Below are 12,445 nucleotides of genomic sequence, written 5' to 3' on the forward strand. Positions count from 1 at the left end.
CCCGGCGCGGGCGCACATGGCGTCCACCTTGTCGCGCGATCCTGCCATCAGGCCGGCTTTTCTTTTCTGCCAACCCTGATCGTGGCGAGATCGCCGATGGCCAGCACCGCACCGATGACGAGATGGGTCAGCAGGATAAGGGTGGTGATGAGCGCGATGAGAATGTGGATTTCGCTATCCTGACCCACCGCGAACACGGCGACCGCCGCGAAGATGATATCCTTGTTGCTGATGAGCGGCAGGCGCGAGAGCAGCATTCGCACCGTCGCCAGCACCAGCCACCAGCCCAGCGCCACGTCCGGCAGGGCCAAGCTCCACACCACCGCGAGCAGGACGTTGCCGACCAGCAGTCGCGCGAAATGCAGGCCGGAAATGGCCCAGAGTTGCGTGCGGGTGAGGCTGAAAATGCGCTTGCTGAACACGAAAACCAGCAGGGAGACGACCATGATGACGCCGACCGATGCGGCCAGGGCGGAACTGGTGATGCCGAGGTTCAGGCTCTTCGCATAAGGATAGACCAAGGCCATCATCGCGAGCGTGAAGATGTTGGACACCACGGCGGAGAGGATCGCGACGTCCTTGACGGCGCCGAAGGGCGAACCCTCCATTTTGATCTTCTTGCGTGCCCAACTGTAGAAATAGGCCTCGCCGAGATAATCGACGATCAGCTCGTTGGTGACGTTCTTGCGCGCAAGGGCGATGAGGCCTTCGCCCGGAATATGCCAAAGCCAGCGGAAGATGATGAAATCAAAGGCCAGGCCCGTGAAATAATAGCCGAAAAAGGCGACCCAGAACAAAGGATTGGCCGGGATGGTCTGCAACAGATCGTCAAGGCGGAACGAGCGGAACTGCCAGATGACAACCGCAAGAATGGCAATGGACAGCGCCGGGGTGATCCACACCCACCACGAGGTCTGGCGGACAGGAAGCGGGATCGGGTCTTTGGAAGGATCGTCGCTCGACGGAGCAGGGGCTGGTGTCTGCATGTGTGTTTGCTTACTTGATAAGGCCCGATCGCGTCCGCGCTGCGGATAGCAACAATCTGGCCGGGGTCAAAGTCTATTTCCCCGCGACACGGCGGAAGAGGGCGATCCACTTCTCTAGCGTCGCCTCCATCGTGAACAGCGATGCACGCGCGCGCATGGCGGATATCTGCGGCTTCTGGTCGCACACGCGATCCATGGCGGCGGCGAGAGCCGAGACATCCTTGATCGGAACCAGCGTGCCCACATCCTCCATCATCATCGGCATGGCGATGGTGCAATCCGTCGCGACGATGGGGATCGCGGCGGCCAGCGCTTCCGCGACCACTGCGGGCACGCCTTCGAAGTCCGAGGAGAGGATGAAGGCATCGGCTTGCGCAAACCAGGGGGCGACAGGGTTGTGATGGCCGGGAAGGCTAAGCTGCGTGGCGACGCCGAGCGCTTGCGCCTTGGCTTCCAGCGCGGCGCGGAGCGGGCCTTCGCCCACAATCGTCAGCCGGTCGTCCGGTCGCGCGATCCGCGCGAACGCATCCAGCAGCAGCTCGAAGTTCTTTTGCGGAAACAGCCGCCCCACGCCCAGGAAATGCCGGCCCGGGTTATTGCGCGGCGTGCTGTCGCGCAGACTGGCCAGACGCTGCGCCACCGCCGCCGTCATCGAGGCATTGTGAATGATGGCGATCCGCTCGGGCGGGACGCCCATCTCGGTTTCGATTTCGTCGCGGACCGGCGGCGCCATTGCGACGACAGCCGCATAGATATGGCTGTGGCTGTGCATGATGAACCTGCTCAGCCGCCGCCGCAGTGGGCTGCTGTGGCGCTCATCGAGGCTGTTGCTCGGACGCAGCACAATTGGCGGGCAGCTCTTGCCGAGGACAAGCCGGGTGACCGCAGCCACTGCCATCAGCCCGTTGCTGGGGAAGAACAGCACATCGGGCTTCAACCGCCGCACAATGCCCGGCAGCTTGATCATCATCCACAGGCTCTCGGTCTCGATCCGCGCGAGCCGGCCCGGGGGCGGGATGATATAGGGGACGTCCGGCGCCTCTTCCTGCAGCCGGCCTTCCCAGCGGCCAAGCGCGATGCGGGCATCGAGCCCAGCCTCTCGCCAGGCCTTGGTAAAGCGCAGCAGATCGCGCTCGACCCCGCCCGGTTCGAGGCTGTGGAGCACGCTCAGGACGAACAACGGCCTCTCGTCAGTCATCAGGCGGCAAGATCCGCATAGCGCGCGGGCGTGTGGGTGCGCATGAACTTGCTGTACGTCGCGTCGATGCTGTCGAGCAAAGCGGGTACGGTCGTGTCCGGCGGATGCACCGCGATGCGAGCATTGGGCAGTGCCCAGGGCGTGGCGCGGGCGGCGGCGGCGACCATCAGCGAACTGGCGATCCGTCCCTTCGTGCGGCTGGCCCAGGTGATGACCGGCCCCTTGGCCACAACTCGGCCCGTTTCCGGCTGCCAGACCTTGAGATGATCCTCGGCGAGCGGAAAGCCGCAATCGGCGAGCGCCTGCAGGCTATCCTGCGAGTAGAGCCAGGCCGGGGCGATGAACCCGGTGACGGGCCGGCCGATGGCGTCCTCGACGATCGGGCGACCACGCTCCAGCCGGCGACGCGCTTCCTCCCGCGAGAGCTGCGCGAACTCACCGGCGCCGGCCGTCATGTGCTTCTGCATGAAGCCCTTTTCGCGGGCATCGTCGCGGTGGCACCAGCCGTGGAGGAACATTTCCACCCCGGCATCGGCCCAGCGACGCAGTTTGCCGGCAAAGGCGGCATTACCGGAGAGGGGCGCCTTGTCTTCGAAATCGGGCACCACCAGCATGGCGAGGCGCGGACCACCGAGCAGGCCGCTCAGACGGTCGAACAGCGCGTCGACTTCGCTTTCAAAATGCGGCGTCACATCATGGATCGAGGCGAGCAAACGAGGCATGGGCGAGCCGTTACACCCTTTCCCGCGCGCCGTCACGCCCCACCGCAAGGGGCAGGGTCAGAAGGCGCGGGTGATGCCCAGATCCACGGTCGTGCGCCGGTAATCGTAGATGCCGACCGTCGAGATATTGCGCTCATAGGCCAGCCGCACGACCGGCGAGAAGCCTGCCACCTCGATCTGGCGGAAGGTCGCGCCGACCGATCCGCGCAGGAACCACTCCTTGCGGCGCTCCGGGAACAGGGCCAGCCGGGCATCGGCTTCGAGCCGCCGCACCGTGGCATTGGCGAACAGGGTCGTGCGGCCCATGTCCCGCCAGCCGAGCAGGGTCGCCCCGCCCGAGGCGGTCGCATAGCCGGGATCGCGCGCGGTCTGGCGCGTGCCGCTCAGCTGAATGCCGACGCCGCTGCGGGCAGACAGCGCGCGCTCGATGCCGGCGCTCAGATTGTAGAGCGCGCCATCTTGCAGAGCGTTGCGGTAGTAATGCGACTGGCCGTAGGAAAAGCCGACATCGCTTTGCGCCCGCCGCCCTATCCGCTGCGTCCAGCGCAGATCGGCCGTCTCAGTGCGGGCATAGGCCTTGCCGCCATAAGTGCGCCAGGTGACGCCGGCAGAGGGCATGAGGCGGCTGCGGCCGTGCTGCCACTCCAGCCCCAGCAGCGCGCTGCCGGAGAGGTCGTTGAACTGGCTGGCGCGATAGAAGGTGCCATCGCCCGAGAGGCGCGGCACCAGCGTCAATCCTTTGCCCAACCCGACACGGGCATAGACCTGACCGGAGAGGCGCAGGCCAATGCCTGATTGCTCGCGCGCATCCTCGTCCAGCGTGAGCGGGGCGATCACCGTATCCAGTTCCTTGGCGTCGGTGGCGCGGTTGATATTGCTGTCCGGCGCCATGGCCAGCTCGAAATTGCCGCCGAAGCGCCGGTTGGAGCGCAACGCGGCGGCGAAGCGATCCACCACTTGCTGCACGTCCGGCGGCAAGCCATTGGCCTGTGCCTGTCGCAATTGCTGGCGGGCGCGGCTTTCATCGCCCATGGCCGCCAGCACGCGCGCGAGTTCCAGCCGCACGCGGGTTGCGCCCGGCTCCTCATCCAAGATGGCTCGGAAGGCGATGGCGGCATCGGTCTGCCGGCCCTGCTCATCGAGCATCATGCCGAGGCGAAAGCGCGCTTCGGAGCGGACCTTGAGATCGGGATCGCGGGCAAGCGCACGATAGATGGTCTCGGCATCCTCCAGCCGCCCCGCGACGCGCGCCTGATCGGCGAGGTCGAACAGCTGCGCGGCATTGAGGCCGGAGATGGACCGGGCGTCTTCGGAAACGGTCGGCGTGCTGCCAGCGGGCGGTTGGGCCTGAGCCTGCGCTTCCAGTGGGGCATGCAGGCACAGGCCTGGAATTAGCCCCAGCCAGCTCAGTCGTCGCAATGTCATGGCAGGCCCTTGCCGTTGCGCTATGGACAAATCAATTGGTGCGTTTGCCCACCGTCGCGCCGCTCAGATAATAGGTGCTGCTATTGTCGCCCGGCGCGGTCTGGAAGCCGAAGGTGCCGCCGATCTCCGTCGCCGTCGGGCCGTAGAGAGCCCCCTCGAAGAAGCCGAGATAGGCATTGCTGCCGTTCACGACGTCCGCCGTCAGGCCGGCGTCGATGTCCATGACCCCGCGGTCGAAGGTAAACGTGCCGAAATTGCGGGTGCTGCCGTCGAAATTGCTCTTGCCGATCGGGTTGAGCGAGCCGGTAAATGTGCCGGCGCTGAAATTGACGGCGAAGTTGCTCGTTCCGCTCAGCGCATAGGTCGCGCCGCCGCCGAACTGCGCCGCCGTGCCGCGAATGATGCCGGTGAAGCTGCCCGATCCGGTCGGGATCTGGAAGCCGTTGGTGCGGATTCCCCAAGCGAACCAGCGGTCGAGCCGGTCGCTGCCCGGCGCCTGCGCGCGCTCCCAGCGCCCGAAACTCGCATAGCTGAGCGCAATGGCGGTGTTGCCCGCGCCGGCCTTGTTGAGCGAGAGCGTATAGGACAGGCCATCCCCGCCGGTGATCTTGTAGACCGCGAGCGCATTCGAGGAGGCCGCCGAGTCCAGGCTGGCAGAGCCGAATGTCGTGTCGATGCCCCGGTCGCTATCCTGATAGCGGTAGCTGCCCTGCGCGGCGTCGTAGGTGAACAGCCCGTTGGAGCGGAGCAGTGCTGCATTGTTCGCGCTGTTTCCGCTGCCCGTATCGGTCAGGCTGAGCTGGCTGAACCGGTGCTCGAAGCTGTCGTCGAACTGCAGGGCGGTGAGCGACATGTTCAGCCCGGCCACTGTGCTGTCCTGCCGGCCCAGCATATAGCCGGCGGTCACCTCGCCGTCGGCGCTATAGAGATACCAGGTCGCGCCGACTTCCTCGCCATTGGGCCCGTAGAAGCGACCGTCCCAACCGCCGTTGAAGCGCTTGCCGTCATCCATGAAGAAGTTGCCGGAAAAGGCGGTGGTGCCACTGGTCAGCGCTGCCTCACCGAAATAGGCGCCGATGCCCTTGATGAGGCCGGTGTCCACGTCGATCGTGGTCAGCACGCCGCTGCTGGTCAGGGCGCCGCTCTGGAAGTCGATCTGCAGGGCGCCGCTCCCCGCGACCGCAAAGGGAGAATCGATCGCCCGCGCACCGACGAGGCTCACGGCATAACGCCCGGTGCCGGATGGCTGGAGCTGGCCGGCAGGCGTCTGGATGCCATAAGTGAACGGATCATAGGTGAAGTCGAGGGTGTTACCGGAGACCGTGGCGCGCTCCCATGCGCCGCCGCCGACATAGCGATAGGTCAGTTCTCCCGATGTGCCGGGCCGTGTCAGCGTCAGCGCCTCGCTGGTCGTGCCGAGCTTCTGGAAGCTGATAAACGCCGGGGATCCGGACGCGACCAGATCGGCTGGGGCGAAGGTGGCGCTGCGGTTGGCCGTGGCGATGGAATAGCTCTGCGTGCTGGCGTTATAGGAGATCGAGAGCGTGCCCCGGGCCGACTGACCGTTCTCGACCGGTCGCTCATCGGCATAGAAGCGCCCGGAGAGATTGCCGCCATTGCTGGTGAAGGTCTGGCTCTGCAGCGGCCCCATCAGGCTCGTATTCGGCCCGGCAATCGGGTTCGGGCTGGGGGCGGGCGCCGGCGTCGGGGTGGGGGTCGGCGTGGGCGTCGGCGTCGGCGTAGGTGTGGGGGGCGGCGTCGGGGCCGGCGTTGGTGTCGGGGTGGCCGTGGGAGTCGGCGTCGGTGTCGGGGTCGGCGTCGGCGTGGAATTGACGCCACCCGCTCCACCGCCTCCGCAGGCGGTGGTCAGAAGAGTGAGGAGGAGGGGCGTGGCCCACTTGCTCTGCTTGACCATGACGGGGCGAAACTCCGGATTAATGAGCGCGAGACGGTTCGAGGGTTCGTGTCCGGACGTTGGCCAAATATAATTGACGAAAAGTTTATCATCTTGGAACTGGGTCCGTTTTTGAGACGGTTGGAGGTGAAGTCGGTAAAATTTCGCCGCAAAACTGCACTTGCGGGTGCCGCATGGCGCGTTAACCATCTTCCGGGCTTCCCTGTCGGGTCAGAATGGTTAACAGTTCTTAACTATGAGACGCGCCCCCGTTCTGACTCACGAAGAGGCGAGACATCCGTTTCGCCAGTCGCTTCCCCGCCATGTGTTCCGGCCTGCGCCGGACGCGACGTCGCAAGCCCGCCCCGCGCCGGACGAAGACAAGGACTGGAAGTTGTTTGTGCTGAGCTTCGCGGCGTTCTTTACGGTCGCCTACACGTTCATCGTGTGAGGACTTAGCGGCTGCCGGCTTCCCGCGCGGCTGCCAGGTCCGCTTCACACGCCCGGTGAAGCTTCAGCGCCAGCAGGGCGCAGATGCCGCACATGCCGCACATAATAAGCAGTGCTTCCCGGTTGCTCAGGCCCGCGCTGGTCGCGGCCATGATGACGAGCGCACCGAAGACCATCGCGCCTGAGTTGACGACATTGTTGGCGGCGACTGTCCGCGCGGTCTGGTCCTTGCTCACCGTGGTGGTGAGGAAGGCGTAGAGCGGCACAACGAACATGCCGCCGAACGTCGCGATGCCGAACAAAGCGATCACGATGCGCCAGCTATGTGGTGCGGCGAGAAAATCGCGGACCGTATAGAGCGTATCGGCGGGCGCGCGGACCCAGTCGCCGGAGGCATAGGAGAAGAACCAGATGAAGCCGGCCATCATCAGCACCGAGATGGGGGAGTAACGGGCGGAGACGACGCCACCGAGCAGGCGGTTGACCGCCACCGATCCTACCGCCACGCCGATCGAGAAGATCGCGAGGAACATGCTCGCGACTTCCTTGGTCGCGGTGAACTCATTTTTCACCAGCGGCGGGAAGATGATGACCAGCACCGTGGCGATCATCCAGAAGAAGCTGATCGACATGATCGCCAGGAACAGGCGGCGGATGTGCATGGTTGCCGAGATCAGGCGCCAGGAGGCCCGGAAGATATTGTAATCCATGTCGATCGGCGGCCCGACGCGCGGGGCGGGCGGCACCATGCGGCCCGAGAGGTAGCCGATCATCGCGATGATGAGGACGCCGCACGCCGCGGCGGTCGGGCTGATCCAGCCCGCGACGATCGTCCCGGTGAGAATGGCGATATAGGTGCCGGCTTCGACGAGCCCCGTCCCGCCGAGCACCTGATCCTGCTCCAGATGCTGAGGGAGAATCGCATATTTGATCGGCCCGAAGAAGGTCGAGTGAACGCCCATCGCCAGCAATGCGGTCAGCATGAGGCCAACGCCGGTCATCGGGTGTCGCGCGCTCACCAGCAGGCCGGCCGCACCGACCGTCATGATCAGGATTTCCGCGAGCTTGACCGTGCGGATGATCCTGGACTTGTCGATATTGTCCGCAAGCTGGCCGGAGAGCGCCGAGAGCAGGAAGAAGGGCAGCACGAAAAGCCCGGTCGCGACCGCATTGAACGCCGATTCCTGCTGCGGGTCCTGAAACACGCCATAGGTCGCGAACAGGATCATCGCAGTCTTGAAGAGATTATCGTTGAAGGCCCCGAGGAACTGAGTGACGAACAGGGGCAGAAACTTCCGGTGGCCGAGCAGCCGCAGGGATGCCTGCATAAGTGCGTGAACTCTTGTGATCCGGCCGGACTCGCGCCGTCGCCGGGCTTCTAGCGACGAAATGGGCAGGTGAAAAGACATTGGATGCCGCATCGTGCAGCCCCTTGTCTGCGCTGAACGGCTGTGGCACCCGCATTGTCGTGAAGTTCTTGCCAAACATTCTGACCCTCTCGCGGATTCTCGCGGTGCCCCTGCTCGTCGCCCTTTTGTGGCCGGCCGAGTCTGTCCACGCCTGGCGCCTCGGCTATCTCGCGGCGTTCGGGCTCTACTGCCTGATGGGCATCACCGATTATTTCGACGGCTATCTCGCCCGCGCGCAGGGCACGGTCTCCAAGCTGGGCGTGTTTCTCGATCCGATCGCGGACAAGATCATGATCGGCGCGGTGATTCTCATCCTGTGTGCCAACCAGAACATCAACGGCGTCCATATCATCGCGGCGCTGGTGATCCTGCTGCGGGAGATTGCGGTCTCCGGCCTGCGGGAGTTTCTCGCGGGCCTGCGGATTTCCGTGCCGGTCTCGCGGCTCGCCAAGTGGAAGACGGCGTTTCAGCTTGTCTCGCTGGGCGCGCTCATTCTGGCGGGCGGATTGCCGCATATCGCGTTCATCCAGCTTGCCGGCCTCGTCACCTTGTGGGCGGCCGCTCTGCTCACCCTGCTTACCGGCTGGGATTATCTGCGCGCCGGCCTCAAGCACATGACGGTCTGATCATGGCCGACATCACGATTCTCTATTTCGCCTGGGTGCGCGAGCGGATCGGTCTGGACGAAGAGCAGCAGCCCGTGCCCTCGCCCGATACGACCGTGGCGCAGCTTCTCGATGCCCTGTCAGCCGGCAGCGCCGGCCATGCGGCGGCCTTTGCGGACAGGGCGCGTCTGCGCGCGGCGCTGGACCAGAAGTTTGTGCCCTTGGACACTGCCGTCGGCCAGGCGCGCGAGCTGGCGATCTTTCCCCCCGTGACCGGTGGCTGACGCCACGCCCTCGATTTCGCTGCGCGTCACGGCGGAGGATTTCGATCCCGGCCGCGAGCTGGCCCGGCTGGAAGGGCTGGATGGCGGCGGGATCGCGAGCTTTACGGGGCTGGTGCGCGATGATGGCGGGCTGCGCGCGCTCCGGCTGGAGCATTATCCCGCGATGACACAGGCGCAGATCGCTGCGGTGGTCGAAGAAGCCTGCGCCCGCTGGCCGTTGCTCGGCGTGACGGTCATCCACCGGTTCGGTGAACTGCCGGTCTGCGCGCGGATCGTCTTCGTCGGCACCGCCTCGGCCCACCGCGTCGCCGCGCTCGAATCCTGTGCGTTTCTCATCGACTGGCTGAAAGTCTCAGCGCCTTTCTGGAAGCAGGAAATCCGGCATGACGGCTCGGCGGGCTGGGTCGAAGCGAAAGGCGCCGACGACGCGCGCGCCGCGATCTGGCGGCAGGGGCGGCTGGACCCGATCTGACGGCCAGCCGGCGCTCAGGCGGCCTCGGCTGCCTCCTGCTGGCTGGTCGCGGCGTTGCGCAAAATGTCCGCCATCAATCGGAAGTCGGCTTCCCGTGGTGAGTTGCGCCGCCAGACCAGGGCAATCTCGCGATGGGCGCTCGGCGACTGGATCGGCCGCGCCGTGATCTTGGTGTTGGCAAGAATGCCGCCCCTTATCGCCATGTCCGGCAGCAAGGTCAGGCCCAGGCCATTATCCACCATCTGCACCAGCGTATGCAGCGACGTGCCGGTGATGGTCGCCTCGGTACGCAATTCCGCGCGGTTACAGGCGGCCAGCGCATGTTCCTTCAGGCAGTGGCCATCCTCCAGCAGCAGCAGGCGGTTGCCGTCGATCATCTCGGGCGTGATCAGGGCCGGCGGATCGCGTGGATCGTCCTTGGGGAAGGCGACGAACAGTGCATCATCGAACAGCACCTCGATTTCCGCATCGCCGCAGGGAAAGGGCAGGGCGAGCAGCACGCAATCGGCATGGCCGTGGCGCAACGAGTCGAGCGCCGCGTGGCTGGTTTCCTCGCGGAGATAGAGCTGCAGCGCCGGGCGCTCCTCACGCAGCCTGGGCAGCAACCGGGGGAGGAGGAAGGGCGCGATGGTGGGGATGACGCTCATCCGCAATTCGCCGACCAGCGGCGTGCCGGAGGCCTGCGCAATGGCGGCAAGTTCTTCGGCCTCGCGCAGCACGCGGTGGGCCTTGGTGACGATGCGGTCGCCCAGCGCCGTGAAGCGCACGATACGGCGGGTCCGCTCCACCAATGTCACGCCGATCAGCGATTCAAGTTCGCGAATGCCGGCGGAGAGCGTCGACTGGGTGACGAAGCACGCATCCGCCGCACGCCCGAAATGACCATGTTCCTTCAGCGCAACCAGATATTGGAGCTGCTTGAGGGTCGGCATGTAGATCGACATTGATCGCCCTTTCCGCTGGAAAGTGGCAATTTAATCGATCTAGCCGATCAGTTCAAGCGAGCGCAGGATGCCGTAACCGGTCGTCAGGGTCAGCACGCAACCGACCATGATGAGCAAAGGCCGGGCCGGAACATGCTTGGCGATCCAGGCGCCGAGCGGCGCGGCCAGCACGCCGCCAATCAACAGCCCGGTCGTGGCGGTGGTGAACGTCTCCCAGCCGAGATGGACAAGGAAGGTGATGCTGATCGACAGTGTCAGGAAGAACTCAACCGTGTTGACGGTACCGATGGTGTGGCGCGGGCTCGTGCCCTGGATCAGCAGGTTCGAGGTCACGACCGGACCCCATCCGCCGCCGCCGGATGCATCGAGGAAGCCGCCAAGGAGACCGAGCGGCGACACGAACCGGGGATCGCGCACATGCGCCTCGGTATGGCGCAGGCCGCGCCAAAGCAGCCAGAGGCCGATAAAGGCAAGGTAGGAGAGGATATAGGGCCGGATCAGCTCGCCATCGATATTCGAAAGGAAATAGGCGCCCGCAACGCCGCCGATCATGCCGGGAACCACCAGCTTCCAGAACAGCTTCCAGTCGACATTGCCATGCAGCACATGGCTGATCGCGGAGACGGCGGTGGTGCAGGTCTCTGCGGCATGAACGCTGGCGGAGGCTGCCTTGGGCGGAACACCGAGCGCGAGCAGGAGGCTGCTGGAAATGACGCCATAGGCCATGCCGAGCGCGCCATCGATTATCTGCGCACCGAAGCCGACGGCCACGAAGGGCAACAGCATCAGCGCAAAATCCATCCAGGCGTCGGGCAAGGGCAAGCCTTTCTCAATTAACTCACTGGACAATAGGCCCGCCGTTTCTGGCTTGGCAAGGAAATTGTCCTTGGGCCTAATCCTGGCAACGCTCTAGAAATTTCAACGCATCGCGACTAGATAGCTGCTCTTGTCGGCCAGCAAGGGACGCTTTGCCATGGGGCTTTTGTCCTACCTCGATTCCGTGAAAGAGCGCGATCCCGCGCCGCGTTCGCGGCTGGAAATCCTTATTTATCCAGGAGTCTGGGCCCTCGGCCTGCATCGGGTCGCGCATCAGCTGTTTCGCTGGCGGCTCTTCTTCCTTGCGCGTCTGGTCAATCATTTTTCCCGTTTCCTGACCGCCATCGACATTCACCCGGGTGCGACGATCGGAAAGAATTTCTTTATCGATCACGGCTTCACGGTCATCGGCGAGACTGCGCTGATTGGCGACAATGTGACCATCTACCAGTGCGTGACGCTGGGCGGCACCGATCCGGCGAATGGAATCGCCGGCAAGCGCCACCCGACGATCTGCGACGGCGCGATCATCGGATCGGGCTCGCAGGTGCTCGGCCCGATCACCGTGGGTGAGCGCGCGCGGGTGGGGGCCAATGCTGTGGTGACCAAGGACGTGCCGGCGGGCGCGGTGATGATCGGCATTCCAGCCCGCGCGACGCTGGTCGATGCCAAGGAATATCAAAAGCCGTTCACGCCTTATGGTACGCCCTGCAGCGAGACCTACGATCCGGCGACGCAGAAGCTGGAAATCCTCCAGTGCGAAGTCGAAGTGCTGCGCAAGCGGTTGGCGGATTTGGTCGCCGAGCAGGAAGCCCGGCGCGCGGACGGCGCTGACGGCCAGTCCCGCACCTCGGCTTGATGAGCAACGTCACACCATTTCCTCCCCGGCCCGCACCGGCCAACAGCCCGCCCACGCAGACGAGTTTCGACCGACTGGAACTCTCGCGCATCATGGATCTGTACGGACGCATGGTCGCGGCCGGGCAGTGGCGCGATTACGCCATTGATCTCAATCGGGACGTCGCGATCTTTTCCGCCTTCCGCCGCACGGCGGAACGCCCGGAGGTGCGCATCGAGAAGCGCCCGTCTCTGCGCAACCGTCAGGGCATGTGGGCGCTGATCGGCGAGAATGGCGTGATCCTGCGCCGGGGGCAGGAACTGGCCGGAATTCTGGCGCCTGTCGAACGCCGGCTGATGAAGCTGATCGAGGATTAGGGGCAGGCGCGTCGCCGCGAGGTCT

Annotated in this window: 14 protein-coding genes; 6 read left to right on the plus strand and 8 right to left on the minus strand. The window is 64.9% G+C overall.

Annotated features, from left to right (window positions below):
- Nucleotides 1-47: 47 nt before the first annotated feature.
- The 5 genes from M2335_RS06715 to M2335_RS06735 all read right to left on the minus strand — a co-directional run bounded on the left by M2335_RS06715 (nt 48) and on the right by M2335_RS06735 (nt 6,246).
- Nucleotides 48-986 carry a hypothetical protein gene (locus tag M2335_RS06715; protein WP_264594184.1) on the minus strand — a complete coding sequence of 313 codons (939 nt, stop codon included), beginning with the start codon at nt 984-986 and terminating at the stop codon, nt 48-50.
- 73 nt (nt 987-1,059) lie between these two features.
- On the minus strand, nt 1,060-2,184 hold the full coding sequence (locus tag M2335_RS06720) for a glycosyltransferase (RefSeq protein ID WP_264594185.1): 1,125 nt from the start codon (nt 2,182-2,184) through the stop codon (nt 1,060-1,062).
- The gene (locus tag M2335_RS06725) at nt 2,184-2,906 is read right to left on the minus strand and encodes a DUF2334 domain-containing protein (RefSeq protein ID WP_264594186.1); all 723 of its coding nucleotides are present in this window, start codon (nt 2,904-2,906) and stop codon (nt 2,184-2,186) included. The genes M2335_RS06720 and M2335_RS06725 overlap by 1 nt, the downstream gene beginning before the upstream one ends.
- Before the next feature lie 57 nt (nt 2,907-2,963).
- Nucleotides 2,964-4,331, minus strand: a complete 1,368-nt coding sequence (locus M2335_RS06730) for a surface lipoprotein assembly modifier (RefSeq protein WP_264594187.1) — start codon at nt 4,329-4,331, stop codon at nt 2,964-2,966.
- 31 nt (nt 4,332-4,362) lie between these two features.
- Entirely contained in the window at nt 4,363-6,246 is a 1,884-nt protein-coding gene (locus tag M2335_RS06735) for a transferrin-binding protein-like solute binding protein (protein ID WP_264594188.1), read from the minus strand.
- Between the two features lie 235 nt (nt 6,247-6,481).
- Here M2335_RS06735 and M2335_RS06740 point away from each other — a divergent pair, with 235 nt between their 5' ends.
- Nucleotides 6,482-6,676: a hypothetical protein gene (locus tag M2335_RS06740; protein ID WP_181560155.1), complete on the plus strand. Its 195-nt coding sequence runs from the start codon at nt 6,482-6,484 to the stop codon at nt 6,674-6,676.
- A gap of 4 nt (nt 6,677-6,680) precedes the next feature.
- On the opposite strand, the gene M2335_RS06745 is transcribed toward M2335_RS06740, so the two are convergent.
- Nucleotides 6,681-8,003, minus strand: a complete 1,323-nt coding sequence (locus M2335_RS06745; RefSeq protein ID WP_181560154.1) for an MFS transporter — start codon at nt 8,001-8,003, stop codon at nt 6,681-6,683.
- A 140-nt stretch (nt 8,004-8,143) separates the two neighbouring features.
- Here M2335_RS06745 and pgsA point away from each other — a divergent pair, with 140 nt between their 5' ends.
- From pgsA to M2335_RS06760, 3 genes are read left to right on the plus strand one after another with little or no spacing between them, the layout of a single operon-like run.
- A complete protein-coding gene (gene pgsA / locus M2335_RS06750; RefSeq protein ID WP_181560153.1) occupies nt 8,144-8,710 on the plus strand; it encodes a CDP-diacylglycerol--glycerol-3-phosphate 3-phosphatidyltransferase in 567 nt (188 codons plus the stop codon).
- 2 nt (nt 8,711-8,712) lie between these two features.
- The gene (gene moaD, locus M2335_RS06755; RefSeq protein WP_264594189.1) at nt 8,713-8,973 is read left to right on the plus strand and encodes a molybdopterin converting factor subunit 1; all 261 of its coding nucleotides are present in this window, start codon (nt 8,713-8,715) and stop codon (nt 8,971-8,973) included.
- The gene (locus tag M2335_RS06760; RefSeq protein ID WP_264570828.1) at nt 8,966-9,445 is read left to right on the plus strand and encodes a molybdenum cofactor biosynthesis protein MoaE; all 480 of its coding nucleotides are present in this window, start codon (nt 8,966-8,968) and stop codon (nt 9,443-9,445) included. The genes moaD and M2335_RS06760 overlap by 8 nt, the downstream gene beginning before the upstream one ends.
- A 14-nt stretch (nt 9,446-9,459) precedes the next feature.
- Here the strand turns inward: M2335_RS06760 and M2335_RS06765 are convergent, their stop codons facing one another.
- Complete coding sequence (locus M2335_RS06765) at nt 9,460-10,389, minus strand: hydrogen peroxide-inducible genes activator (protein WP_264594190.1); 930 nt, start codon at nt 10,387-10,389, stop codon at nt 9,460-9,462.
- Between the two features lie 39 nt (nt 10,390-10,428).
- Nucleotides 10,429-11,190 (minus strand): sulfite exporter TauE/SafE family protein, encoded by a 762-nt coding sequence (locus M2335_RS06770; RefSeq protein ID WP_181561460.1) that lies wholly within the window; start codon nt 11,188-11,190, stop codon nt 10,429-10,431.
- 172 nt (nt 11,191-11,362) lie between these two features.
- Here M2335_RS06770 and epsC point away from each other — a divergent pair, with 172 nt between their 5' ends.
- Nucleotides 11,363-12,064: a serine O-acetyltransferase EpsC gene (gene epsC / locus M2335_RS06775; protein WP_181560150.1), complete on the plus strand. Its 702-nt coding sequence runs from the start codon at nt 11,363-11,365 to the stop codon at nt 12,062-12,064.
- Nucleotides 12,064-12,420 (plus strand): DUF2794 domain-containing protein, encoded by a 357-nt coding sequence (locus tag M2335_RS06780; RefSeq protein ID WP_264594191.1) that lies wholly within the window; start codon nt 12,064-12,066, stop codon nt 12,418-12,420. Before epsC ends, M2335_RS06780 begins: the two co-directional genes overlap by 1 nt.
- Nucleotides 12,421-12,445: the final 25 nt, after the last annotated feature.

Origin of the sequence: Sphingobium sp. B12D2B, from assembly GCF_025961775.1 — a bacterium.
Taxonomy (GTDB): Bacteria; Pseudomonadota; Alphaproteobacteria; order Sphingomonadales; family Sphingomonadaceae; genus Sphingobium.